Below are 23,522 nucleotides of genomic sequence, written 5' to 3' on the forward strand. Positions count from 1 at the left end.
ACAAAAGTCGGGTTGGAGTACTAGCGGGCAAGCCGTCGCAGCGACTCCGACCTGCGCTCCGGGCGGTGCACCCGCCTCCCGCGTCGGTTCGGCGGGGACCACCCATGGCCCGCTGAACCGCCGCGGCGCGCGGATGCGAGGCCACGGGCCAGCGCCGCTGGTCGGCTGGCGCGCCGCCCATGCTCGGGGTGAGCGTGCCGCAGTCGGTCGAGGCCTCGGTCGGCCGTCAGTGTTTGACGAGGCGGTCGGCCGTCTCGCGGAGCGCGGCCAGACGGGCGCGGTACTCCTGCTCGTCGATCTCCCCGCGGGCGAAGCGGTCGGCCAAGACCTGCTCGGGAGACGGTCCGGCGGGCCCACCGGCGGCCGGAGGCGCGGCGGGTGGCCACATCGGGGGACGGCCGCGATCGCCGGCGTGGGTCAGCGCCCGTACCACCAGCACCGCCCCGATGATGAGCACAGCCCAGAACAGCAGCATGCCCAGGGACATCGCGAACCAGCCCCAGCCGCTCATTCCATAGCCGTCGTGCCAGTACATCATCACTGTCACCTCCCGGAGCGAGCGGACGGGACGGCCCGAATCGGTCCCCACGCCGCGCTCCCTCCCGCTTCCAGAGTGCGGCGAGTCGCGCTGGAGCGCAGGTGCTGGATGATCCGACGTCGCCGGGTCAACCCGCTCACCGCCGTGTGCCCAATTGCCCAGCATGGTCAGCTCTGCGCCGAGCCGACGACGGACTGACCATCCACGCAGGGCCTGGGGCGAGGACCGAGAGGTCGCCGCGGGTTCGGTGACCGCTGGTCGGCCTACGTCGCTGTCACGTCGCGTCCACCCCGGCGTTCATCGCACGCCACCATCGCGCCGTCGCCGGGGACCGGGAGGAGGGGCCAGGCGGACAAGCCGTGGGGACGGCAGTCCCGGTAGGTCAGGCTGAACAGGCCGACAGCGGTGCCTGGACGACGTCGCGGGATTGTTTTCGTGACGCTGCTGCTGCCGTTGGGTGCCTGGCTCGTCGCGCGCACGCTGCGTGCCGGTCGCACCAGCAGCGCCTCCCTGCCCCATCCCAGCACCGTCACGGCCCTGGCACTGGTCGTCGGAGTCGTCGGCGGCATCTACGGCATCGGCGGCGGCTCGATCCTGGGCCCGCTCCTCGTCGGGCGCGGCATGCCGGTCGCCGTGGTCGCCCCCGCCACACTCGCCTCGACGTTCCTCACCTCCCTCGTCGGCGCCGCCACCTACGGCATGCTCGCCCTGACGACGCCCGGGAACATCGCACCCCACTGGGCGCTTGGTCTGGCCTGCGGCGCCGGCGGGCTCTGCGGCGGCTACCTTGGTGCAAGGCTCCAGCCCCACCTACCCACGACCGCCCTGAAACTGCTGCTCGGAACCCTGGCGATCGCTCTCGCCGCCGTGTACCTGGTCCACGCCAGCTGAAGCACCCCTGGACACGACCCGGCGCAGCGGACCCCGGCTCACCGCCCCGGAGGAGCACGGCACCCCGCGCAGGCGACGGCGGCCCGGACCGCCCGGTCCACGAGGCGGCAAGGCCCGTGCGGCGCTCGGTGGAATCCGGTTCAGTGACTCGGTGCCGATCGCCCGTCGGCTCCTGGAACTGCTCGAGGAGCGCGGCTGGCGCGGCTGGACCAAGTTCGAGCGGATCTGTCCGAAATAGCGCCATCGGCAGTGCCGGATGTTCCGCCGCTTCCGTACATCGGCAGAAGCGCGCATTGAATCATGGTCTACGGACCGCGATCGTCAGCGCCAGAGTGACGGAGTGTTTACCTCAGTAGGGTGGGGCAGCTTCCGACTGTGTCTGTCACCGATCAGGGACCACCGGGGCGGGCGCTTGTCGGGCGTTCTGGTAAAGGAAGGTGCGGGAGACCCCGGCCCGCCGAGCGACAGCCGGGTAGGTGACCGGAGTCCGCTCGCGGCGCATGGGTGCGCGGCGTCGCCTCGATGAGTAGATCACCACGACGACCCGGCACGGCTCGACCTCGTCCTGGTCCCCGGCATGGGCCACAGCCTCGCCGCGGTATCGTCGCGTGCCCGCCGTCTCACTGCCCACGGAAGCGGGATCGCTCCACACCAGACAGATCCCGTGTACCAGACAGATCCCGTGTACCAGACAGATGGAGACACGATGAGCACGGCCACGAGGACGGACCCGCAGTCGCCGGCGCCGCACGTTGCCGACCGCCGAGATGTGATCCGCGTGCACGGCGCGCGCGAGAACAACCTCAAGGACGTCAGCATCGAGATCCCGAAGCGCCGGCTGACGGTGTTCACCGGCGTCTCCGGCTCGGGCAAGAGCTCGCTGGTGTTCGGCACGATCGCCGCCGAGTCGCAGCGGCTGATCAACGAGACGTACAGCGCCTTCGTGCAGGGCTTCATGCCGACGCTGGCGCGGCCCGAGGTCGACGTACTCGAAGGGCTGACGACCGCGATCATCGTCGACCAGCAGCGGATGGGCGCCGACGCCCGCTCCACGGTCGGCACCGCCACCGACGCGAACGCGATGCTGCGCATCCTGTTCAGCCGGCTCGGCAAGCCGCACATCGGCTCGCCCAACGCGTTCTCCTTCAACGTCCCCTCGGTCCGAGCGGCCGGCGCGGTCACGGTCGAACGCGGTGCCGGTAAGACCAAGACCGTGAAACAGACCTTCACCCGCATCGGCGGCATGTGCCCGCGCTGCGAGGGCCGGGGCACGGTCTCCGAGATCGACCTCACCCAGCTTTTCGACGACTCCAAGTCGCTCGCCGAGGGCGCGATCACCATTCCCGGCTACAAGGTGGACAGTTGGTGGACGGTGGGGATCTTCATCGAGTCGGGCTTCCTCGACCCGAACAAGCCGATCCGCCAGTACACGAAGAAGGAGCTCCAGGACTTCCTCTACAAGGAACCGACCAAGGTGAAGGTCAACGGTGTCAACCTCACCTACGAGGGGCTGGTCCCCAAGGTCCAGAAGTCGTTCCTCGCCAAGGACCCAGACGCGCTGCAGCCGCATATCCGCGCGTTCGTGGACCGGGCGGTCACCTTCACCGCCTGTCCCGACTGCGGCGGCACCCGGCTCAGCGAGGCGGCCCGCTCCTCGCGGATCGGCGGGATCAACATCGCGGAAGCCTGCGCGATGCAGATCAGCGACCTGGCCGAATGGGTCCGCGGCCTCGACGAGCCGTCGGGCGCGCCGCTGCTCGCCACGCTGCGGCGGACCCTCGACTCGTTCGTGGAGATCGGGCTGGGCTACCTCTCGCTCGACCGGCCGTCGGGCACGCTGTCGGGCGGCGAGGCGCAGCGCGTCAAGATGATCCGCCACCTCGGCTCCTCACTCACCGACGTCACCTACGTCTTCGACGAGCCCACCACGGGCCTGCACCCCCATGACATCCAGCGGATGAACGACCTGTTGCTACGGCTGCGGGACAAGGGCAACACGGTGCTCGTCGTGGAGCACGAGCCGGAGACGATCGCGATCGCCGACCACGTCGTCGACCTCGGCCCCGGCGCCGGCACGGCGGGCGGCACCGTCTGCTTCGAGGGCACCGTCGAGGGGCTGCGGGCCAGCGGCACCCGCACCGGCCGCCATCTCGACGACCGGGCCACCCTCAAGGAGACGGTGCGGACGCCCACCGGCCGGCTCGCGATCCGCGGCGCGACGGCGCACAACCTGCGCGACGTCGACGTCGACATCCCGCTCGGGGTGCTTGTCGTCGTCACCGGCGTCGCCGGCTCCGGCAAGAGCTCGCTCGTACACGGGTCGATCCCCCGTCTCTCGGGGCCAGCCGGCGCGGGTGTGGTGTCGATCGACCAGGGCGCGATCCGCGGCTCGCGACGGAGCAACCCGGCGACGTACACCGGACTGCTCGACCCGATCCGCAAGGCGTTCGCGAAGGCGTGCGGCGTGAAGCCGGCGCTGTTCAGCGCCAACTCCGAGGGCGCCTGCCCCACCTGCAGCGGCGTCGGGGTCATCTACACCGACCTGGCGATGATGGCCGGCGTCGCCACCACCTGCGAGGAGTGCGAGGGGAAACGGTTCGAAGCATCGGTGCTGGAGCACCACCTCGGCGGGCGTGACATCAGCGAGGTGCTCGCGATGTCGGTGACCGAGGCCGAGGAGTTCTTCGGCGCCGGCGAGGCGCGCACGCCGGCCGCGCACGCCATCCTCAGCCGGCTCGCCGACGTCGGGCTCGGCTACCTCAGCCTCGGCCAGCCGCTCACCACGCTGTCCGGCGGCGAGCGGCAGCGGCTCAAGCTGGCCACCCACCTGGCCGAGAAGGGCGGCGTCTACGTCCTCGACGAGCCGACCACCGGCCTGCACCTCGCCGACGTCGAGCAGTTACTCGGCCTGCTCGACCGGCTCGTCGACGCCGGCAAGTCGGTCATCGTCATCGAGCACCACCAGGCGGTCATGGCGCACGCCGACTGGATCATCGACCTCGGTCCCGGCGCCGGCCACGACGGCGGCCGGATCGTCTTCGAGGGCACCCCCGCCGACCTCGTCGCCGCCCGCTCCACCCTCACCGGCGAGCACCTCGCGGCCTACGTCGGCACCTGACCGAGGACACCGGCGTGCTGTTCGAAGCGGACCGGGAAGCTGGCGATGCCGCGCAGGACGAGGTTCCTACGGTAGGCGAGGTCGTCCGTGAGCGGCGTCATCGTGATCCCTCTCCGGATGAGCTCGTGCAGCACCATCTCCATCTCCAGACGGGCGAGCGGCGCGCCGAGGCAGTAGTGGATGCCGAGGCTGAACGTGAGATGACGCTTCGCGGGCGTCTGGCCCGCGTACCGGGTGATGTCGAACCGCTCGGCGTCAGGGAACGCCGCCGGATCCCGGTTGGCCGAGCCGAAGAGCAACACGACGCCGTCACCGGCCTGGAACGTGTGCCCGGCGAGTTCCGTCCGCTGGTGGGCGAGGCGGGTGGTCATGTGCACCGGCGAGTCGTAACGCAGCATCTCCTCGACGGCGGGCTCTGCCAGCCGCGGGGTGGATCGGAGCAAGGCGTACTGGTCGGGGTGGCGGATCAACGCCAGGATGCCGTTGGCGACCAGGTTGACACTTGTCTCGTGCCCGGCTACCAGCAGCGTGACGCAGGTCGCGAGCATCTCGTTCTCGGTCAGGACGTCGCCCTGCTCCTCGACGGCGGCGAGCTCGCTGATCAGGTCATCGGCCGGCTCGGCGCGACGCCGGGCGATGAGGGCACGGAAGTAGGACACGAAGTCGCGGGCGGCCTGGGAGCGTGCGTCACGTTCCTCGGGCAAGAGGAGCGGGTCGGGGTCGAACCCGCGGGCGAGCGCCCCCGACCAGCGCTGAAGGTCCGGATGGTCCTCGGCCGGCGCGCCGAGCAGCTCGGCGATGATGGTGAGCGGCAACGGGTAGGCCAACGCGGTAATCACGTCGACCTCGCGGGCCTCGACGATCGCGTCGAACAGGTCCGTGACGAGTTGCTCGATGCGGGGCCGCAGGTTGGCCACCGTGCGCGGGGTGAACGCCTTGCTGACCAGCCCGCGCAGCCGGGTGTGGTCGGGCGGGTCCATCCAGAGGAACGAGGTCGGCAAGTCAAGGGTGTCGACGCCGGGATGGAACAATTCGGCTTCGTGGGCGTGACTCCAGGTGTTGTCCTGGAGAACGGTCGCGCAGTCCTGGTAGCGGGTCACCAGGTGTACGCCCAGCGGAGTAGGAAAAAGCGGTTCGGCCGCGCGGGCCGCGGCGTACCGGGGATAAGGGTTGGGCCAGTGCTCGGGATCGAACGCATCGAAGACGACCTGCGGCACGCCGGCGCGAGGGGCGGTGACGTCCGGTTCGGCACCCGTTTCGTTCACGCTCATTGGTCTCCCTGGAATGCGGTGGGCCGGGCGTCGTGGGCGGTCGGTCAATCCCGAAGGCGGACCGGAAGGGTGTCCAGCCCGTGGATGGCGACCGTGTTGCGCCAGACGGGTTCGTCGGTCAGTGACAGCCCGGGGGCGCGGCGCAGGAGGGTGTCCACGGCGATCTGAGTCTCCAGCCGGCCGAGATGCGCGCCGAGGCAGTAGTGGAGCCCCTCGCTGAACGAGAGGTGGCGCGGCGCGGGGGTGCGGCCGGCGAACCGGGTGATGTCCAGACGCTCCGGATCGGTGTACACGGCGGGGTCGCGGTTGGCGGCGGCGGTCAGGATGACGATGCCGTCCCCCCGCGCGAACGTATGCCCGGCCAGCTCCCGTTCCGCCAACGCGACCCGGTGGGTGAACTGCACGGGCGGCTCGTAGCGGAGCAACTCGTCAACGGCGGGCGCCGCGAGATCGGGATCGGCAAGCCAGAGCGCGATCTGGTCGGGGTTGCGCACCAGGGCCACGACACCCTTGCCGATCAGGTCGGAGACGGTCTCGTACCCCCCGATCAGCAACCCCACGGACAGCCCGAGTGCCTCCCGGCCGCTCAGCTCGCCGCGGTCCTCGGCCGCGCACATCCCGCTCAGCATGTCGTCGCGAGGATCCTCGCGCCGCTGCGCGAGTAGCGCCGCGAAGTACGCCTCGAACTCCCGCATGGCCTCCGGCCTGCGCGCCAGGCTCTCGGGCGACTGCAGGACGTCCGGGTCCGTGCCGCGGACGATGTCCAGCGACCACTTCTGGACCGCGGGGTAGTCCTCGGGCGGGATGCCAAGCATGTCGCCGATGAGGGTGAGCGGCAGTGGCCGCGCGAATGCCTCCATCAGGTCGACCTCGCCGGCCTCGATCGCCGCGTCGAGCAGCGCATTGACGAGATCTTCGATCCGCTGCCGGAGCCCCTCGGTGCTGCGCGGGACGAACGCCCGTTTGACCAGCCCGCGTAGCCGAGTGTGGTCCGGCGGGTCCATCCGCAGCATCGACCCCGGCACGTCGTCGGGAGCCACTCCTGGACGGAAGGGGTTGATGCCCTCCTCGTAGCCGTGGCCCCACAGCGCGTCCGTGAAAACCGCCGAGCACTCCTCGTAGCGTGTCGCCATGAGAATACCCGGACTGATCGGGTACAGCGCGGCGAAATCGCGGACGGCCGCGTACCGCGGGTAGGGGTTGGATCGGTGCATGGGGTGAAAGGCGTCGAAGACAACCTGCGGCGCAGTGGACACGTCCACGCCCCTCTCTCGGCACGGGTGCCACAAAATCATCTCGCTGGAGTTCCGTTGATTACAGTGCCGTTGATGACAGCCTCTGCCGACTACCACGAGATGAACATTCTTCGAACTGATTCGGTCGCGATGTCGATGGAATGCTCACATAAACGCCCCGTGCGCCGCAAGGTCGTCTATGGCGCGATAGGAGAAATGGATCGCCGGTGTAAACACCCGGCGAGGCGAGGAATAATCCGTGTCGGAGTCCCAGCGGACGTCGATCGACGCCATATGTGACCATGGGGGCACTGATTTGTCCACCTACGTGTTGGACCAGGGGCATCCGGACGAGCGCACCCGCCTCGAAGCGATGGCGCAGCTGTGGGACCCGGGCACCATGCGGCTCGTGGCGGCCCTGGGTATCGGCGCTGGGCATCACTGCCTCGAGGTCGGCGCGGGCACCGGCTCGGTCGCCCGGGCCCTGGCCGAGGTCGTCGGCCCCGCGGGGCACGTCCTCGCGGTGGACCGCGACATCCGCTTCCTCGACCGGCTACCGGAGCCGGTGGAGGTCCGGCGCATGGACGTGATGGTCGACGATCTTCCGCACGCGCGGTTCGACCTGGTCCACGCCCGGCTCCTGATCGCACACCTCCACCCCCATCGGCGTGCGCTCCAACGGCTCGCGGCGGCGGTCGCACCAGGCGGCTGGCTTCTGATCGAGGAGGTCGATTGGACCTGCGCCGACCTGGTCGTCCCGGAGGCGCCGATACACACCGCCATGGTCCGCGCGCTGCAAGGGCTCATAGGCGAGGGTGGCGGGTTTGACGCGACCTATGGCCGCCGACTCCTCGGCGATGTGCTCAGCCTGGACCTCACCGACGAGTCCGCGCAGTACCACGGCGTTCAGTCCCGCGGCACCGGCGAGTCGTGGCTCGCCTGGCAGCTCCTCGTGGAGCGGTTCCAGGAGAGCATCATTGAAGCCGGACTGCTGACCCGGGACGAGGTGGACCAGTGGTGGTCCCTCAGCCGCGACGAGAACAACCTCCTCATCAGCGCGGCGATGTTCGCCGCCTGGGCCCGGCGGTCCTGCCAGCCATGATCGCTGATGGGTCTCCGGGCCGTCCGCCCGCCGGTCGTCGCGAGGTGTACCGGATCACCGCAGCCGCGTAGCGACCGGACGGATGGTGATTTCGGGACCCCAAACCAAGATTGTCAGCCCCAGCTGGCAAACGGTTCTTGTGCTGCCGCGTCCCCGTGGAGGCGTGTTTCGCGGTTCGTGAGGTCCGCGGGCCGGGTAGGACGCCGTTCGACCAGGCAGGAGCCTTCGAAGGGGCTCATCACACGCCGCCCTGCCGGGGTGGGCTGGCCCCGGGCCGGCAGGGGCTCGCCGTGAACAATATCATTATTGCAGCGACCGCCTTCGCTGTGGTCTTCCCGGCCGAGCTGCCGGACAAGACGTTCGTGGCGGCACTCGTTCTGGGCGCCCGCTACCGGCCGCTGCCGGTTCTCGCTGGGATTTGGGCAGCGTTCGCAGTGCACGTCGGCGTCGCCACCGCCGTCGGCGGCTTGGTCGCGGCACTGCCCCGAAGGGCTGTCGAGTTGGTCGCCGGGGCGCTGTTCTTCGTCGGTGCGGTCCTCCTCCTGCGTTCCCACCCCGCCGACCCCGCCGAACTGGAGGGGCACAAGGCCGCCGGCGTCGAGGGACCCGCCGCGAGACGCGTATGGGCCGAGGCGTTCGGTGTTGTCCTCGTCGCCGAGTTCGGCGATCTCACCCAGATTCTCACCGCTACCCTCGCGGCCCGCTACCACCGCCCGATTCCCGTCGGCGTCGGCGCGTTGCTGGCCCTGTGCACCGTCACTGGGCTGGCTGTCGCCTTTGGCCACTTCCTGCTGCGGGTCGCTCCGCTGCGCCGGGTCCAGCAGTTCGCCGCCCTCGTTCTGCTCGGCCTTTCCATCTCCACTATGATCGACGTCCTGCGCGGGTAAGGGAGATCCCTGGTCGGCGGCCGACACGCCGCCTGCGTGCGCGGGCTCCGGTCGGCGGTGCGCCCAGGCCCACCGGTCGCGAGCCGGTGGCACCCCAACTCAGCGTGGTGGCGGTGCGGGGGACCGGGTCGGAAGCCGACCGGAGTGACTGAACCGTGCCGCCCGCCGGTGCAGCCGGCGCCGGTGCCAGTGAGGTGGTTCGATCAGCGTCCCGGCGAGATGAGTGTAGAACTCGTGCTTACCGGCTTCGACGAGGGCAAGATAGCTGACGATCATGGCGAGGAGCGCGGCAAAGAACCCGATCGGCAGCGCGTGGAAGCCGAGTCCGCCGGCCAGCGGAGATGCCGGCAGCAGCGCGCCGACCACGACGACGAGCAGGGTGGCCGCCGTGAGGAGTCGGCCCGGGCGGCTACGGAGGAACGGCACTCGCCGGGTGCGGATCACAAAGATCACCAGGGGCTGGGTGGCGAGCGATTCAACGGACCAGCCGGAACGGAACAGGGTCGGGCCGGCATGGAAGACGTGGAGCATGATCGCGAAGGTGAGAAAGTCGAAGATCGAACGGTGACGCCGAGCGCGTCGAGGCGGGCCAGCGCCTGTGCGGCCGACGGCTTGGGCCGGTCAAGGAAGATCAGAAACCCGGCGAGGGCGAGATCGTGCTCGTCCTCGGCGGTCACCGTGTCCAGGTCCGGGGCGGGCTTGGACGCGATGGCGACGACCCGGCTGCCGGCGCGGAACTCGGCGTCGAGGACCGCCGCGGCCGAGCCGGGGACGTCGCGACACCGCGCCAGCACGCCTTCCGGAGCACCCTTGACGATCAGGACTCGGCCGTCCGGGCCGTCGGCCAGCACGGACGCGCGGCGCCGGTCGTGGTCGAACGGCGCGACGGCCACCTGGACGTTTGGACACCGGCAGACTGGCGGCACCGGGAGCCTGCCACAGCGCGGCGTCCAGCGGGTTGCCGCCAGCTGTCCCTGCCTGGTCGCCGGGTACTGCCGGGTTGCCGGGTACTTCGGTGCAGGCCAGGCCGAGTAGCAGGATCTGGTCCGACCGGGCACCGGTGGGGTCCAGGGCGTGGTGGAAACCGATCCGTCCTTCGGTCAAGGTTCCGGTCTTGTCGGTGAGCAGGACCTCGATGTCGCCGAGGTCCTCGATGCAGACCAGCCGCTTCACCAGCACCTTGCGGCGGGCCAGCACCAGGTTGATGACGAAGATCGAGCCGGTGAGCACGACGGCGACCCGGGCCAGTAGCCCGGAGAACCGGCGCAGCCCCACCTGGAACTGGGTCTCCTCATGCCGTTCGCCCAGCCCGAGCGCAATCCGGCCGAACTGGGTACGCGCGCCGGTGGCGACCACCACGGCCGCCGCCGAGCCGGTCCGCACGAGCGTGCCCATAAGCGCACACGACGCAAGCTCTCCCAGCGCGGCGCCGGCGGGCACCGGCGCCGGCCCCTTGGCCACCGGTTGCGATTCGCCGGTGAGGACCGCCTCGTCACATTCCAGCGCGACCGAGGACAGGATGCGCACGTCTCCGGGCACCACCGAACCCAGCTCAAGGCGCACCACGTCTCCGGGCACCAGCGCGGTCACCTCGCACGATGTCCATCGGCCATCCCGGCACACCACCGCCCGGTGACGCAACTGGGAGTGCAGATCCTCGGCGGCGCGTTCGGCACGGTACTCATTGGCGAACCCCAGCACCACTCCGAACATGACGATCACGCCGATGATCAGTGCGTTGGCGCGCTCCCCGACGAAGAACGACACCGCGGCCGCCACCAGCAGCAGCACAAGCAAGGGGCTGCGTACCTGGCGGACGAGCACCGCGAGCGCACGGGCGTGATGGGTGCGCACCGCGTTCGGTCCCACCCGGGCCCATCGCGCCGCCGCCTCCGCCGAGGACAACCCCACTGAGGTCGTGGCGAGCCGAGCCAGGACTACCTCGGTGGGCAGTGTCGCCGCGTCCGAAATCGCCAGCACGGACGCATCCACGATCCCGGTACCCATACCCCAACTGTTACGCTGCCAGCAGAGCAGACTCACGCTGAGCCGCGCCAGCTATCGCCAGCTGTGACGTGGCATGAGCTATGACGTGGCCTCAGAGCAGCCTAGCCGTGGCACCGTCCGGGGGCGGACCGCGATCACGACGTTGCCGATCTTCTGCCCGGACTCGACGTACCGGTAGGCCTCCACTCCCGGGTGAAGTCCTGCGTGGTGTGGTCGATGACCCTGTCGGCGCCCAGCCCTCGCACCAGGTCGACGCCGTCCGGACCGCACACCGCGGTCACCTGGGCGCCCAGACACTTCAGCAGCTGGACCGCCGCCGAGCCGATGGCCCCGGTCGCCCCGTTGACCAGGATCTGCGTACCGTCTCGGACCGGGATCCTGCTGATGAACGACAGAGCGTAGTGTGCGCCCACCGTGACCTCTGGATGCCGTGTGGGTGATGCTCGCGATGTCGATGGTGACGATCTCCGATGTTACCGGCATCGCCGTGGCAAGCGTGGTGCTGGCGAGGCCCGCCTCGGCTGGCCAGCCGGCCGGGCGCCTCAGCGGGGGCGGACGTGCCGGTCGAGGAAGGCGAGTGCCCGTGACCAGGCGTCGGCCGCGGCGACCGGGCGGTAGACCGCCTCCCGGTCGTCGCTGTGGAAGGCGTGGCCGGCCCCGGCGTAGCTGACCAGCTCCGTCGGGGCGCCCGAGCGTGCGGCCGCGGCCCGTAGGGCGGCGATCTCGTCGGTGGAGATCAGGGCGTCTTCCTCGCCGTAGAGGCCGAGCCACGGCCCGCGCAACGACGGTGCCGCCTCCACCAAGGCGGGGATGCCGGGCCAGTACGGTGTGCTGACCCCGCCGCCGTAGAACGACACCGCCGCGGCGAGGGGGTGCCGGGTGGCGGTGTGCAGCGCGACCGTGCCACCCATGCAGAAGCCGATGATCGCGCTCCGCTCGGCGGGGAAGCCCGCGTCGAGGAGGTGCCCGAGCGCCGCGTCGATGTCGGCGTCGATGCCCGCGCCGGACAGGGTGCCCATCGTCGGCGTGGCCGCGGCCCAGCCGTCGGCCGGGTCCACCTCGTCCAGCCCGTCGCGGTGATATAGGTGCGGGGCCACGGTGAGCCAGCCGGCACCGGCGAGCCGGTCGCAGACGGAGACCAGGTACGGCGTGATGCCTCGGGCGTCCTGGACGACGACCATGCCGCCGCGCGGCGGGTCCTCCGCGGCCGGGGCGAGGACTGTGAGCGGCAGCCCGCCGCGGCCGCGGACGACCTGCGCCCGCAGCCGGGCCCTGTCTTCGGCGTGATGTCGTGTTCGATGGGACGTCGCGTCGTTCGTTCCGGTTGCCATGGCGCCATCCTTTCCGCCGGCGAGCCTTCCCGCCCGATCCGCCTGTCCTGCCCATGGTCCGTCGACCACCTGGCGTCTGGAACCGCCGCGGACCGGCGGATGCACCCGGACACGCCGGGCCGCGACACGCCGCCAGACAGGCCCCGACAGTCTGAAGGCGTCACGCTACTCCCTGTAGTGGCCTGGCGGGTGTCGCTGGACGGAGGGAGGACGCGGTGAGGCAACCACTGCCGAGGATGGCGGCGACCTGGGGGGGCGCGGTGGACCCGGCGCACGTCGACCGAACCGTCGGAGCCCTCCTGTGGTGAGCGGGGGACGGCATCGTGGCGGCGGCGAACATGATCCTCTTCCGGGACAGCGCCCCCAGTCGGGACACTCGGCGCCGTCGCCCCCACTGGCCTCGGGCGAGACCGGCCTGTCCGGCCTGGCCGGCCTGCCCGATCCGGCTGATCCGGCCGGACGGGCGTGGGCCCGGCTCGGCGGCGTCGACGGGCTCGGCACGCCCGGTGCCCGGCGGATCGCCGTCATCACCGTCGGCATGGCCCTGCTGATGGGTGTCCTGGTCTGGCTGTACGGAACGTCCGTCACCAGCCTGCGCCCCCGGGACCTGCCGATCCTCACCGTGGGCCCGGCACCCGCGGCGACCGCGCTCGCCGACCAGATCAGCCGGGTGGAGCCGGGCGCCCTCACGGTGCGCACGGTGCCGACGGTGGCCGCCGCCGACCGTGCGCTGCGCGAGCGTGACGCCTACGCCGCGATCGTCATCGGCGGCAACGGCCTGACTCTGCGGGTCGCCTCCGCGGCGAGCCCGGCGGTCACCGAGGCGCTGACCCGGGGCATCCGGGTGTTCATGCCAGGTCTGGAGATCCCGGTGGTCGACGTGGTGGCCAACGCGCCACGGGACCAGGCCGGCGGCGGGCTGGCGGCCGGTTACCTCCCGTTGACGCTGGTGATCACCGCGGCCGGCGTGCTGCTGGCGCGGATGGTGGGGTCGCGGGTGATCCGGCTCGCCGGGCTCGCCGCGCTCGCGGTGCTCTCCGGCTTCGCCGGGGCCGTCGCGCTGCAGGGGGCGTTGGACGTCCTGCCCGGGGAGTTCCTGACGACGATGGCGGTCGTGACGTTGCTGGCGCTGGCCGTCGCCGGGCCGGTCCTGGGACTCGGTGCGGTCGCGGGCGTGCCGGGTCTCGTCGCCGCGGTGCTGGTTCTGGTCGCCGGTGCCGCCCTGTCGGCGGCGGCCTCCGCACCGGAGATGCTGCCACAGCCCTGGGGCGACATCGGCCAGTTCGCGCCGCCGGGGGCGGGTGCCACGCTGCTGCGCTCGACGGCCTACTTCGACGGTGCCGGCGGTGGCCGTCCGGTACTGGTCCTCGCCGGCTGGTTCGTCGTCGGGCTGGGACTGGCGGTCGTCGGTCGGCGTGGCGCGGCCGCGTTGCCCACCCGAGGGCTCCGGGGCACCGGTTGGGAAGGGGAAGCCGGTCGGTCGGCTCCCCGGTCGGTGGTCTCCGGGACCCAGGGCCGGGGGACGGTGCCGGGCCCGATGGCTGGCCCGCCCGTCGGGCCGTCCGTCCACAGGAGGGGCGAATCCGCCTCAGGGTGACATCCGGCCCGAGCGTCCCGGCGCGCCGAGGCGGCATCCGAGCATAGGGTCGCAGACGTGGACCGCCGCATCTTCGGACTGGAGAACGAGTACGGCGTCACCTGCGTGTTCCGGGGGCAGCGACGGCTGTCCCCGGACGAGGTGGCACGGTACCTGTTCCGTCGTGTCGTGTCATGGGGACGCAGCAGCAACGTGTTCCTCAAGAACGGCGCCCGCCTCTACCTGGATGTCGGTAGCCATCCGGAGTACGCCACCCCGGAATGCGACTCCGTGCCCGACCTGGTCACCCACGACAAGGCCGGGGAACGCATCCTCGAGGGCCTGCTTGTCGAGGCCGAACGACGGCTGCGCGAGGAGGGCATCGCCGGCGACATCCATCTGTTCAAGAACAACACCGACTCCGCCGGCAACAGCTACGGCTGTCACGAGAACTACCTCGTCGGCCGGCACGGCGAGTTCTCGAAGCTCGCGGACGTGCTGGTGCCGTTCTTGGTCAGCCGGCAGATCCTGTGTGGCGCGGGCAAGGTGCTGCAGACCCCGCGGGGCGCGGTGTACTGCATCTCCCAGCGCGCCGAGCACATCTGGGAGTCGGTGTCCTCGGCGACCACCCGGTCCCGGCCGATCATCAACACCCGTGACGAGCCGCACGCCGACGCCGAGCGGTTCCGGCGGCTGCACGTGATCGTCGGCGACTCGAACATGAGTGAGACGACCATGCTGCTCAAGCTCGGGGCGACCGACCTGGTGCTGCGGATGATCGAAGCCGGCGTGATGCTGCGGGACATGACCCTGGAGAACCCGATCCGGGCGATTCGCGAGGTCAGCCACGACATGACCTGCCAGCGCAGGATCAAGCTGGCCAACGGGCGTGAGGTCAGCGCGCTGGACATCCAGCGGGAGTACTACTCCAAGGCGGTCGAGTTCGTGGAGCGCCGCGGCGGGGACGAGGTCGCCAAGCGGGTGCTCGACCTGTGGGGCCGCACCCTGCTCGCGATCGAGACCGACGACCTTGAGCTCGTCGCCCGTGAGATCGACTGGGTGACGAAGTACGTGCTCATCGAGCGGTTCCGGCACAAGCACGGGCTGTCGCTGGCCTCGCCGCGGGTCGCCGAGCTCGACCTGAAATACCACGACATCCACCGTGCCCGGGGCCTGTACTACCGGATGGAACGGGCTGGTCTGGTCGAGCGCGTCACCCGTGACCTCGACGTCTTCGAGGCCAAGTCACGCCCCCCGCAGACCACCCGCGCCCGGCTGCGCGGCGAGTTCATCAAGCGCGCCCAAGAGAAACGCCGGGACTTCACGGTCGACTGGGTCCACCTGAAGCTCAATGATCAGGCTCAGCGTACGGTCCTGTGCAAGGACCCGTTCCGTTCCGTCGACGATCGGGTCGACAAGCTCATCGCCAGTATGTGAGGACTCGAGCCCCTGTGATGTTCGTGCCGCGACGCGCCGGCGTCGTCCTGCCCTTCGCGTCAGCCCGTTCCGGCTCGCGTGGCAGCGGCCGTCGGCCGTCCGCCACCCGCCGGCACCTGCTCGCGGGTGCCGTGCTGCCCGCCGTGCTGCTCGCCCCGCTCCTGGCCGGTTGCGGCGCCTCCGACGCCCCCGACGGCACCAGGGCGGCGCCGGTGCCCTCCCGGACGGCCGTCGACGACACCTCCGGGCGGGTCCCCGCGGTCGCGGGTGCCACCGACCTGAGCCGCAAGCCGATCTCCGCGGCGGGCCGGGGGACGGCGCCGGCCACGCTGGTCACCACCGATCTCGTGACCGGTCACGGCGCGGTCGCCTCCGCCACCAGCACCGCCACCGTCCGGTACGTGGGCGTGCTCTGGCGCGACGGCAAGGAGTTCGACAGCAGTTGGGCGCGGGGCCAGCCGGCGACCTTCCCGCTGGACGGCACGATCGCCGGCTTCGGGCAGGGCATCGACGGGATGCGCGTCGGCGGCCGCCGCCAGATCATCATCCCGCCCGACCTCGGGTACGGCCCGGTGGGGGGACGTCCGCCGACGATCCTCGCCGACGACACTCTGGTGTTCGTGGTGGACCTGATCGCGGTCGTCGGGGCCACGCCGGGCGTCGGGGCCGGCGCCGGCCAGCCGTAGCCCACCGGCCCTCACCCGGCCCGGCCGCGGGTGGCCCGGTGGGCGCGACCGGTGCGCCAGCGGTGGGGCGGGGACGGGGTGGTGCGTGGCCGGTGAACTCCGGCGGCTACCCTTTGCGGGTGTGTCCCGGCGACGGGTGGAGCGGCTCCTCAACCTGACGATGTGCCTGATGGCGACATCGCGCTTCCTCACCGTGTCCCAGATCGGCGAGCTGGTGGAGGGCTACGAGCCCGGGCGCACCGAGGAAGAGCAGGACGCCTTCCGGCGGATGTTCGAGCGGGACAAGGCGTATCTGCGGGAGATCGGCATCCCCCTGGAGACCGGCGCGGACTCGGCGTTCAGCAACGAGATCGGCTACCGTATCCGCCGCGGCGACTACGCGCTGCCCGACATCGCCCTGGAACCGGACGAGGCCGCGGCTTTGGCCGTCGCCGGCTCGCTGTGGTCGAGCACGGCGCTCGCCGGGCCCGCCGCCAGCGCACTGCGCAAGCTCGCCGCGGGCGGGGCCGCGGTGAGTGCTGGCGGGCTCGGCGTGCTCGACGGCTTTGAACCGCGGGTCGATGCAACCGAGCCGGCCTTCGAGCAGTGCCTCGCGGCGGTCCAGGCCGGTCGGACCATCCGCTTCCCGTACCGGAAGGTCGGTGAGACGGACTCCGCCGACCGGCACGTCGAGCCCTGGGGTGTGCTGTCCTGGCGGGGGCGGTGGTACCTCGCCGGGCACGACCTGCACCGTGGTGCGGCCCGGGTGTTCCGGCTGTCCCGGTTCACCGGCCCGGTGCGTATGGTCGGACCGGCCGGCGCGGTCCAGGTCCCGCCAGGGGTCGACCTGCGGGCGATGGTCTCGGCGCAGGCCCCCCCGGACCGCTTCCGGACCGCCACGCTGGCGGTCCGCCGGGGCAGCGCGCACGCGCTGCGACGGTACGCCCGCCCGGCGGCGTCGCCGTCGCCGGCCGACGCCGATCCGTCGTCGGACACGAATCCACCGCCGGGCATGGATCTGCTGGAGATGGACTTCGCCGACACCGAACAGCTCGCCCGGTGGATCGTCGGATCGGGTCCGGACGTCGTCGTCGTCGACCCACCCGAGCTGCGCGCGGCTGTGGTCGGTCGGCTCCGGGCGGCCCTCACGGGCACCGCCGCCCGCGGCGTGGCGTCCCCACCTGCGGGGGTGCGCCGCGACGAACGCCCGGTGAGCGCCCGATGATCCGCCGTGCGGTGCCCGCCCCGGTTCATCGTCCGGCGCTCGCCCCGGGCACGCGGTGAGCGCCGCCACCGACCGGCTGAGCCGGCTGCTCGCGCTCGTCCCCTGGTTGCGGGCGCATCCCGGGATCTCCCTGACCGAGGCGGCGGTGGCCTTCGGGGTCACCCCCCGCCAGCTGCGCGACGACCTCGACCTGCTGTTCGTCTGCGGCCTGCCCGGCGGTGCGCCCGGGGACCTCATCGACCTGAGCTATTCCGGTGATCAGATCACCGTCGTCGATCCGCAGACTCTCGACCGGCCGCTGCGGCTGTCGGTCGACGAGGCGACGGCCCTGATCGTCGCCGCCCGCGCGCTCGCCGACGTGCCCGGCCTCGCCGGCCGCGAGGCCCTGGACCGGGCGCTGGAGAAGCTGGAGGAGGCGGCCGGCACCGCCGCCGTCGGCCAGGTACGCGTCACCCTCGACGTCCACGACGAGGTCCTCGCGGTGGTGCAGCGGGCGCTGCGGGACCGCCGGCGGGTGCATCTGCGCTACCTGGTGTGGTCCCGCGACGAGCTGACCGAGCGCGACGTCGACCCGATGCGGGTGCTGGTCCAGGACGGCCGCTGGTACCTGGAGGGATGGTGCCACCGGGCGGAGGCGGTGCGGCTGTTCCGGCTGGACCACATCGACGGGCCGGGCGGGGTGACGATCCTCGACGCCCCGGCGGTCCCGCCGCCGGGTACGGTGTCCCGCGACACCAGGGAGGGGATCTACCGGCCCGGCCCGGCGGACGTGCGGGTCGTGCTGGAGCTGGCGTCCCCGGCCCGGTGGGTGGCCGACTACTACCCGGTCACCGAGGTGCGCGAGCTGCCCGGCGGACGGCTCGAGGTCACGCTGTACGCCGGGGAGACCTCCTGGCTGCACCGGCTGGTCCTCGGTCTCGGGGCCGACGTGCGGGTGGTCGAGCCGCCGGCGCTCGCCGAGGAGGTGCACGCCTTGGCCCGCCAGGCCCTGCTCGCCTATGGGCTCACGCCGACCGCCGAGTAGGGTGATCGGTGTGCTCTGGGCGCTCCTCTACCTCGTCCTCATCGTCGGCGCGCTCGCCCTGCTGGCGCTCAGTGCGTGGCGGGTGTGGCAGAAGATGCGCGCGGTGCGGGCCGCCACGACGGAGCTGTCCGCGCGGGTCTCGGCCCTGGCCTCGGACACCGCGGCGCTCGCGGCGCGGCTCGACCACGCCGAGGTCAGCGCGCGGCTTGCCGAACGCACGTCCTGACCGGATCCGCTTGACCGGATCCGTGGTCCCCGTGTGATCCGCCGGGAGTGACCGTCGCGTGACGTCGATCGTGCCATATGGTGTTGTGTTGCCACAATCCAGGACTTCCGGCTTGACGAGGTAGCGATCGGTGATGATTTGGGGTTTCTGGTGTCGTTGTGGACACGCTTTGCCCGCTGAGTGCTACGAGCTATCGTGCAGGTCGGCTTCGTTGCGCATCCGTCATCTCCGGGATACCCGCACGCCGTCTATCCTCTCCTAGGCTGGCGGACGTAGCATCGATCGCACCGGTCGTCGGACCGGGCCCGGTACCGCGCTCATCGGAGGACGCCGACCATGCCAAATCTGGGCACCACCGAAATCATCATCATCGCCCTCGTCGTTCTGGTGCTGTTCGGGTCGAAGAAGCTTCCTGACGCCGCGCGTTCCTTCGGTCGTTCGTTGCGCATCTTCAAGGCCGAGACAAAGGGCCTGCGCGAGGATGACCAGCCCGCGCCCGCGGCGCAGCCGGCCCCGTTGCCGATCGAGGCCCAGTCGCCGGTGGCCCAGCCGCAGGCCGCCGCGCTCGGTCAGGCCGCCGCGCCCGGTCAGGCCCCCGCCTCGTCCGTGAACGCCACCGCGTCCGTGAACGGCACCGCCTCGGCCGCCGACCGGGGCTGACCTCACGGCGGTCCCACGGCCTGTCGGGCGTCCGCCGGCGCCCCTTCCTCCTTCCTCTCGACCAGGAGCCGCCGACGTGCCAGGGTTGCCCACGCCGCAAAGGCTCGTCGCATCGGTGAACCACCGCCGCACGCGCACTGTCGAGGACAGTCGCATGCCGCTCACCGAGCATCTGCGTGAGCTGCGCAACCGCGTCGCCATCGCGCTCCTCGCGTTCGCGGTCGCCGGTGTCGTCTGTTTCATCTTCGAGCCGCGCATCTTCGACTGGCTCAAGGCGCCGTACTGCGACCTGCCGGCGAGCAAGCGGTTCAGCCCGGATGGCCTGGCAGCGGACGACTGCACCCTGTACTTCTTCGGTATCCTCGACGCGTTCACCATCCGCCTGAAGATCTCTATGATCGCCGCGGCGGTGGTCTCCTCGCCGGTGTGGCTGTATCAGCTCTGGTCCTTCATCACCCCTGGTCTGCACCGTCACGAGCGGCGCTGGTCGCTGACCTTTGTCGGCGTCTCCCTCGCCCTGTTCGCCACCGGCGCGGTCTTCGCCTACCTGACGTTGTCGACCGGGCTGGGCCTGCTGCTCGGCTTCGGCGGCAACGGGCTGGTCAGCGTCCTGGACGGCAACCGGTACCTCAGCTACGTCCAGGCGATGCTGCTGATCTTCGGACTGTCATTCGAGGTTCCGCTGCTCGTCACGATGCTGAATCTGGCCGGGATCATCAGCACCGCCAAGCTGCGGTCCTGGCGGCGGGCCGAGATCTTCCTGGTGTTCGTGTTCGCTGCGATCGTCACCCCCAGCCAGGACCCGTTCACCATGCTCGCGCTGGGCCTGCCCATGGTGGTCCTCTACGAGGTCGCACTGATCATCGGCTGGCTTAACGACCGGCGGGTGGCCCGCCGCGGGGACACCTCCCCGTACACCGACCTGGACGACGACGAGACCTCCCCGCTGGACTTCGACGACGCCCCGCCCCGCTCGGCGGGCCCCGCGGCGACGGCCACGTCGCCCGGCACGGCGGACCCGGCCGGCACCGGGTCGTCGACACCCGTCGGCGCGGGGACGGCCCCCGTCTCCCCGGGCTTCTCGGGTACCGACGTCACCCACGGCGACATCACCTGACGGGCCTACGGCGACATCACCTGATGGTCGTCGGTTCCTCCCCGGCCGGTCGGGACCGGCGTAAACCGGTCGGCTGCCGGCCGTCGCGTCCCGTAGGGTGGCTGATGTGTCCTCCACGCCCGAGATTCTTGTGGAGTTCGCCGCTGGCCTCCCCTTCGGGCTCGACCCGTTCCAGTTCGAGGCGGTTGCGGCGCTGGCGGCCGGTGAAGGGGTGCTCGTCGCGGCCCCGACGGGAGCGGGTAAGACGGTCGTCGGCGAGTTCGCCGCCCATCTCGCCCTGCGCACCGGGACGCGTTGCTTCTACACGACGCCGATCAAGGCGCTGTCGAACCAGAAGTACGCCGATCTCGTCTCCCGCTACGGCGCCGCCTCGGTCGGCCTGCTGACCGGGGACACCTCCCGCAACGGCGACGCCCCGATCGTGGTGATGACCACCGAGGTCCTGCGCAACATGCTCTACGCCGGCCCGGCCGACAACGGCCGGCTGGACGACCTCGGCTACGTCGTCATGGACGAGGTGCATTACCTCGCCGACCGCCAGCGCGGCGCCGTGTGGGAGGAGGTCATCATCCATCTGCCGGCGCAGGTCCGGCTGGTCTCCCTGTCCGCGACGGTGAGTAACGCCGAGGAGTTCGCCGAGTGGCTGGTCACGGTGCGCGGCCACACCCGGGTCATCGTCAGCGATCATCGTCCCGTTCCGCTGTGGCAGCATGTGCTCGCTGACCGCACCCTGTACGACCTGTTCCTCGAGGACACTCCTGGCACCCCGCCGCCGGGCGGACCCGCGGCACTCCGTGCCGTCCTGGATGATGATCTCGCCCGGTCGAGGTGGAGCGCCGGGGTCGAGGCCGGATTCGAGGTAGCCGGCACCCGGCGCGCCACCATCGGCGATCGGGACCGCGGCGATCGGGACCGCGGCGATCGGGACCGCGGCGATCGGGACCGCGGGCGGGAGCGGGAGCGGCCCGGCGGGCGGGACCGGGGCGGTAACCGTAACGGCGAACGGGGCCGGGACACCCAGAGGGGTCGCGGTGGCGACCGTGGTCGCAATGGGGGTGCCGGCCGGGCGCCCGTGGCAGACTTCCCCGCGGCCCGTGGTGGTCCGACGGCGGTCGGTGGACGAGTGGTGAACCCGGACCTGCTGCGGCTGGCCCGCGAGGAGAGCCGGGCGCTGTCGGGGGGCTATCCCACGGTCGGCCGCGGCCGGGGGGCGCCCGGCGCGCGCCGGCGGACGTGGGTGCCGGGCCGGCCGGAGGTCGTCGAACGGCTCGACCGCGACGGCCTGCTCCCCGCGATCGTCTTCGTGTTCAGCCGGGCCGGCTGCGATGCGGCGGTCACCTCCTGCGTGCGTGCGGGTCTGCGGCTCGTCGGCCCCGCGGAGCAGCAGCGGATCCGGACCCTGGTCCGGGAACGCACCGCCGGGATCCCCGAGACTGACCTCGCCGTGCTCGACTACTGGGCGTGGCTGGAGGGGCTGGAACGCGGCATCGCCTCTCACCACGCCGGCATGCTGCCAACCTTCAAGGAGATCGTCGAGGAGCTGTTCGTCCAGGGGCTGGTCCGGGTGGTTTTCGCCACGGAGACCCTGGCACTCGGCATCAACATGCCCGCCCGCACGGTCGTGCTGGAGCGGCTGACGAAGTTCAACGGCGAGAGCCGCGTGGACATCACCCCAGGGGAGTACACTCAGCTGACGGGCCGCGCCGGGCGGCGCGGCATCGACGTGGAGGGCCACGCGGTCGTCCTGTGGCAGCCGGGGCTGGACCCGCTCGCACTCGCGGGGCTGGCCTCCACGCGGACCTATCCGCTGCGCTCGTCGTTCCGGCCGTCGTACAACATGGCCGTCAACCTGGTCGGCAGGCTCGGGCGGGAGCGGGCACGTACCGTGCTGGAGTCGTCGTTCGCGCAGTTCCAGGCCGACCGGGCCGTGGTGGGCCTGGCCCGGGCGGTGCAGCGCAACACCGAGGCGATCGACGCGAAGCGCGAGGCGTTGAGCTGCGACAAGGGTGACATCGGCGAGTACGACCGGTTGCGCCGGGAGATTGCCGAGCGGGAGGCCGCGCTGTCGCGGGAGGGTTCCGCGCGCCGGCGGGCCGAATCCGCGGCGGCGCTCGCCCGGCTGCGGACCGGGGACATCGTGCGGGTACCCGCCGGGCGGCGCAGCGGGCTCGCCGTCGTGCTCGACGCCGACGTCGCCGCGAGCGCCGCCGACGGCCCGCGGCCGGTGGTGCTCACCGCGGACAGGCAGGTCCGCAGGCTGTCCCTGACTGACTTCCCGATCGCCGTCGAACCGCTCGGCCGGGTCCGGGTGCCGCGGTCGTTCAACCCGCGCTCGCCGCAGTCGCGCCGGGATCTGGCCTCCTCCCTGCGCGCCGCCGACGTCAACCCCGATGCCCCTCCGGGCCGGCGGGCCAGGGTCCGTTCGGCCGCGGCGGACGACGCCGAGCTCGCCCGGCTGCGCCGGGCCCTGCGCGCCCATCCGGTGCACGACTGCCCGCGCCGCGAGGAGCACCTGCGTTCCGCCGAGCAGGTCAACCGGCTGGTCAAGGAGACCGCCGCGATCTCGCGGAAGGTGGAGGGCCGGACGAACACGGTCGCGAAGACGTTCGACCGGGTCCGTGCCGCGCTCGAGGACCTCGGCTACCTGGACGGGGACAGCGTCACCGCCGCCGGGCGGGTGCTCGCGCGCATCTACTCGGAGCAGGACCTGCTCGTCGCCGAATGCCTGCGCGCCGGCATCTGGGACGATCTCACCCCGCCGGCGCTGGCCGCCGCCGTGTCCACGCTGGTGTTCGAGCCGCGCGGCGACGACGCCGGCGTCCCGGCGCTGCCGGGCGGCGCGGCGCTGCGCGACTGCCTCGCTGAGATGGTCCGGCTGTCGGAGCGGCTCGCCGAGGCCGAGCAGGCCCACCGGCTCGCGTTCCTGCGCCCGCCCGAGCTCGGATTCGTCGCCGTCGCGCACGACTGGGCCGCGGGCCGCGCGTTGGAACGGGTGCTGACCGACAGTTCCGTGGAACTGACCGCCGGCGACTTCGTCCGGTGGATGCGCCAGCTCATCGACATCCTTGACCAGATCGCGCAGGTCGCCCCGATGGTGCAGCCGGACCCGGGTGCGCCGGGCGCGCCGGACGGCGCGCGGGTGCGCCGGACCGCCCGGGCGGCGATGGACGCCGTCCGGCGCGGAGTCGTCGCTTACGCGATGAGCGTCTGAG

At 71.5% G+C, this 23,522-nt stretch carries 21 protein-coding genes and 2 pseudogenes; 14 read left to right on the plus strand and 9 right to left on the minus strand.

All coding sequences use genetic code 11. The annotated features are described in order from the left end of the window. Nucleotides 1–226: 226 nt before the first annotated feature. A complete protein-coding gene (locus tag AC08OV_RS11520; protein WP_476613589.1) occupies nucleotides 227–589 on the minus strand; it encodes an SHOCT domain-containing protein in 363 nt (120 codons plus the stop codon). 384 nt (nucleotides 590–973) lie between these two features. Between AC08OV_RS11520 and AC08OV_RS11525 the strand changes: the two genes are divergently transcribed. Beyond that, the gene (locus tag AC08OV_RS11525; protein WP_476613588.1) at nucleotides 974–1,429 is read left to right on the plus strand and encodes a TSUP family transporter; all 456 of its coding nucleotides are present in this window, start codon (nucleotides 974–976) and stop codon (nucleotides 1,427–1,429) included. Nucleotides 1,430–1,568: 139 nt separating this feature from the next. Continuing rightward, nucleotides 1,569–1,667, plus strand: a pseudogene (locus AC08OV_RS11530) (MerR family transcriptional regulator); the annotation flags it as partial. A 144-nt stretch (nucleotides 1,668–1,811) separates the two neighbouring features. Here AC08OV_RS11530 and AC08OV_RS11535 read toward each other — a convergent pair. After that, nucleotides 1,812–2,060: a hypothetical protein gene (locus tag AC08OV_RS11535; RefSeq protein ID WP_476613587.1), complete on the minus strand. Its 249-nt coding sequence runs from the start codon at nucleotides 2,058–2,060 to the stop codon at nucleotides 1,812–1,814. Nucleotides 2,061–2,135: 75 nt separating this feature from the next. Between AC08OV_RS11535 and AC08OV_RS11540 the strand changes: the two genes are divergently transcribed. Continuing rightward, nucleotides 2,136–4,547: an ATP-binding cassette domain-containing protein gene (locus AC08OV_RS11540; RefSeq protein ID WP_476613586.1), complete on the plus strand. Its 2,412-nt coding sequence runs from the start codon at nucleotides 2,136–2,138 to the stop codon at nucleotides 4,545–4,547. Here AC08OV_RS11540 and AC08OV_RS11545 read toward each other — a convergent pair. Both AC08OV_RS11545 and AC08OV_RS11550 read right to left on the minus strand, forming a co-directional pair. After that, entirely contained in the window at nucleotides 4,532–5,818 is a 1,287-nt protein-coding gene (locus AC08OV_RS11545) for a cytochrome P450 (protein WP_476613585.1), read from the minus strand. The genes AC08OV_RS11540 and AC08OV_RS11545 overlap by 16 nt on opposite strands. A 44-nt stretch (nucleotides 5,819–5,862) precedes the next feature. Beyond that, a complete protein-coding gene (locus AC08OV_RS11550) occupies nucleotides 5,863–7,074 on the minus strand; it encodes a cytochrome P450 (protein WP_476613584.1) in 1,212 nt (403 codons plus the stop codon). Between the two features lie 238 nt (nucleotides 7,075–7,312). On the opposite strand from AC08OV_RS11550, the gene AC08OV_RS11555 reads away from it, so the two are divergent. After that, entirely contained in the window at nucleotides 7,313–8,155 is an 843-nt protein-coding gene (locus tag AC08OV_RS11555) for a class I SAM-dependent methyltransferase (RefSeq protein ID WP_476613583.1), read from the plus strand. 290 nt (nucleotides 8,156–8,445) lie between these two features. Beyond that, nucleotides 8,446–9,042: a TMEM165/GDT1 family protein gene (locus AC08OV_RS11560; RefSeq protein ID WP_476613582.1), complete on the plus strand. Its 597-nt coding sequence runs from the start codon at nucleotides 8,446–8,448 to the stop codon at nucleotides 9,040–9,042. A 99-nt stretch (nucleotides 9,043–9,141) separates the two neighbouring features. Here AC08OV_RS11560 and AC08OV_RS11565 read toward each other — a convergent pair whose 3' ends face one another. The 5 genes and pseudogenes from AC08OV_RS11565 to AC08OV_RS11585 all read right to left on the minus strand — a co-directional run bounded on the left by AC08OV_RS11565 (nucleotide 9,142) and on the right by AC08OV_RS11585 (nucleotide 12,380). Continuing rightward, on the minus strand, nucleotides 9,142–9,600 hold the full coding sequence (locus AC08OV_RS11565) for a hypothetical protein (protein WP_476613591.1): 459 nt from the start codon (nucleotides 9,598–9,600) through the stop codon (nucleotides 9,142–9,144). Beyond that, nucleotides 9,492–10,100: a hypothetical protein gene (locus tag AC08OV_RS11570; protein WP_476619652.1), complete on the minus strand. Its 609-nt coding sequence runs from the start codon at nucleotides 10,098–10,100 to the stop codon at nucleotides 9,492–9,494. Before AC08OV_RS11570 ends, AC08OV_RS11565 begins: the two co-directional genes overlap by 109 nt. A 268-nt stretch (nucleotides 10,101–10,368) precedes the next feature. After that, nucleotides 10,369–11,049 (minus strand): annotated as a pseudogene (locus tag AC08OV_RS11575) (P-type ATPase actuator domain-containing protein); the annotation flags it as partial. Nucleotides 11,050–11,183: 134 nt separating this feature from the next. Then, complete coding sequence (locus tag AC08OV_RS11580) at nucleotides 11,184–11,462, minus strand: zinc-binding dehydrogenase (RefSeq protein WP_476613580.1); 279 nt, start codon at nucleotides 11,460–11,462, stop codon at nucleotides 11,184–11,186. A gap of 129 nt (nucleotides 11,463–11,591) precedes the next feature. Further along, the gene (locus AC08OV_RS11585) at nucleotides 11,592–12,380 is read right to left on the minus strand and encodes a dienelactone hydrolase family protein (RefSeq protein WP_476613579.1); all 789 of its coding nucleotides are present in this window, start codon (nucleotides 12,378–12,380) and stop codon (nucleotides 11,592–11,594) included. A 301-nt stretch (nucleotides 12,381–12,681) separates the two neighbouring features. Here AC08OV_RS11585 and AC08OV_RS11590 point away from each other — a divergent pair, with 301 nt between their 5' ends. The 9 genes from AC08OV_RS11590 (at nucleotide 12,682) to AC08OV_RS11630 (ending at nucleotide 23,521) form a co-directional block, all read left to right on the plus strand. Further along, nucleotides 12,682–13,977, plus strand: a complete 1,296-nt coding sequence (locus AC08OV_RS11590) for a hypothetical protein (protein ID WP_476619645.1) — start codon at nucleotides 12,682–12,684, stop codon at nucleotides 13,975–13,977. Between the two features lie 57 nt (nucleotides 13,978–14,034). Continuing rightward, on the plus strand, nucleotides 14,035–15,393 hold the full coding sequence (pafA, locus tag AC08OV_RS11595) for a Pup--protein ligase (RefSeq protein ID WP_476613577.1): 1,359 nt from the start codon (nucleotides 14,035–14,037) through the stop codon (nucleotides 15,391–15,393). A 14-nt stretch (nucleotides 15,394–15,407) separates the two neighbouring features. Then, nucleotides 15,408–16,079, plus strand: coding sequence for an FKBP-type peptidyl-prolyl cis-trans isomerase (locus tag AC08OV_RS11600; protein WP_476619646.1), 672 nt, complete (start codon nucleotides 15,408–15,410; stop codon nucleotides 16,077–16,079). 169 nt (nucleotides 16,080–16,248) lie between these two features. Continuing rightward, nucleotides 16,249–17,283, plus strand: a complete 1,035-nt coding sequence (locus tag AC08OV_RS11605) for a helix-turn-helix transcriptional regulator (protein WP_476619647.1) — start codon at nucleotides 16,249–16,251, stop codon at nucleotides 17,281–17,283. A gap of 55 nt (nucleotides 17,284–17,338) precedes the next feature. Next, nucleotides 17,339–18,307 (plus strand): helix-turn-helix transcriptional regulator, encoded by a 969-nt coding sequence (locus AC08OV_RS11610; RefSeq protein ID WP_476614466.1) that lies wholly within the window; start codon nucleotides 17,339–17,341, stop codon nucleotides 18,305–18,307. Nucleotides 18,308–18,317: 10 nt separating this feature from the next. After that, nucleotides 18,318–18,533: a hypothetical protein gene (locus tag AC08OV_RS11615; RefSeq protein WP_476614467.1), complete on the plus strand. Its 216-nt coding sequence runs from the start codon at nucleotides 18,318–18,320 to the stop codon at nucleotides 18,531–18,533. Nucleotides 18,534–18,869: 336 nt separating this feature from the next. After that, on the plus strand, nucleotides 18,870–19,193 hold the full coding sequence (gene tatA / locus AC08OV_RS11620) for a Sec-independent protein translocase subunit TatA (protein WP_476614468.1): 324 nt from the start codon (nucleotides 18,870–18,872) through the stop codon (nucleotides 19,191–19,193). 76 nt (nucleotides 19,194–19,269) lie between these two features. Further along, nucleotides 19,270–20,310, plus strand: coding sequence for a twin-arginine translocase subunit TatC (gene tatC, locus AC08OV_RS11625; RefSeq protein WP_476614469.1), 1,041 nt, complete (start codon nucleotides 19,270–19,272; stop codon nucleotides 20,308–20,310). Nucleotides 20,311–20,416: 106 nt separating this feature from the next. After that, complete coding sequence (locus tag AC08OV_RS11630; protein WP_476614470.1) at nucleotides 20,417–23,521, plus strand: DEAD/DEAH box helicase; 3,105 nt, start codon at nucleotides 20,417–20,419, stop codon at nucleotides 23,519–23,521. Nucleotide 23,522: the final 1 nt, after the last annotated feature.

The organism is Frankia sp. CeTa3Moorea (genome assembly GCF_978021225.1).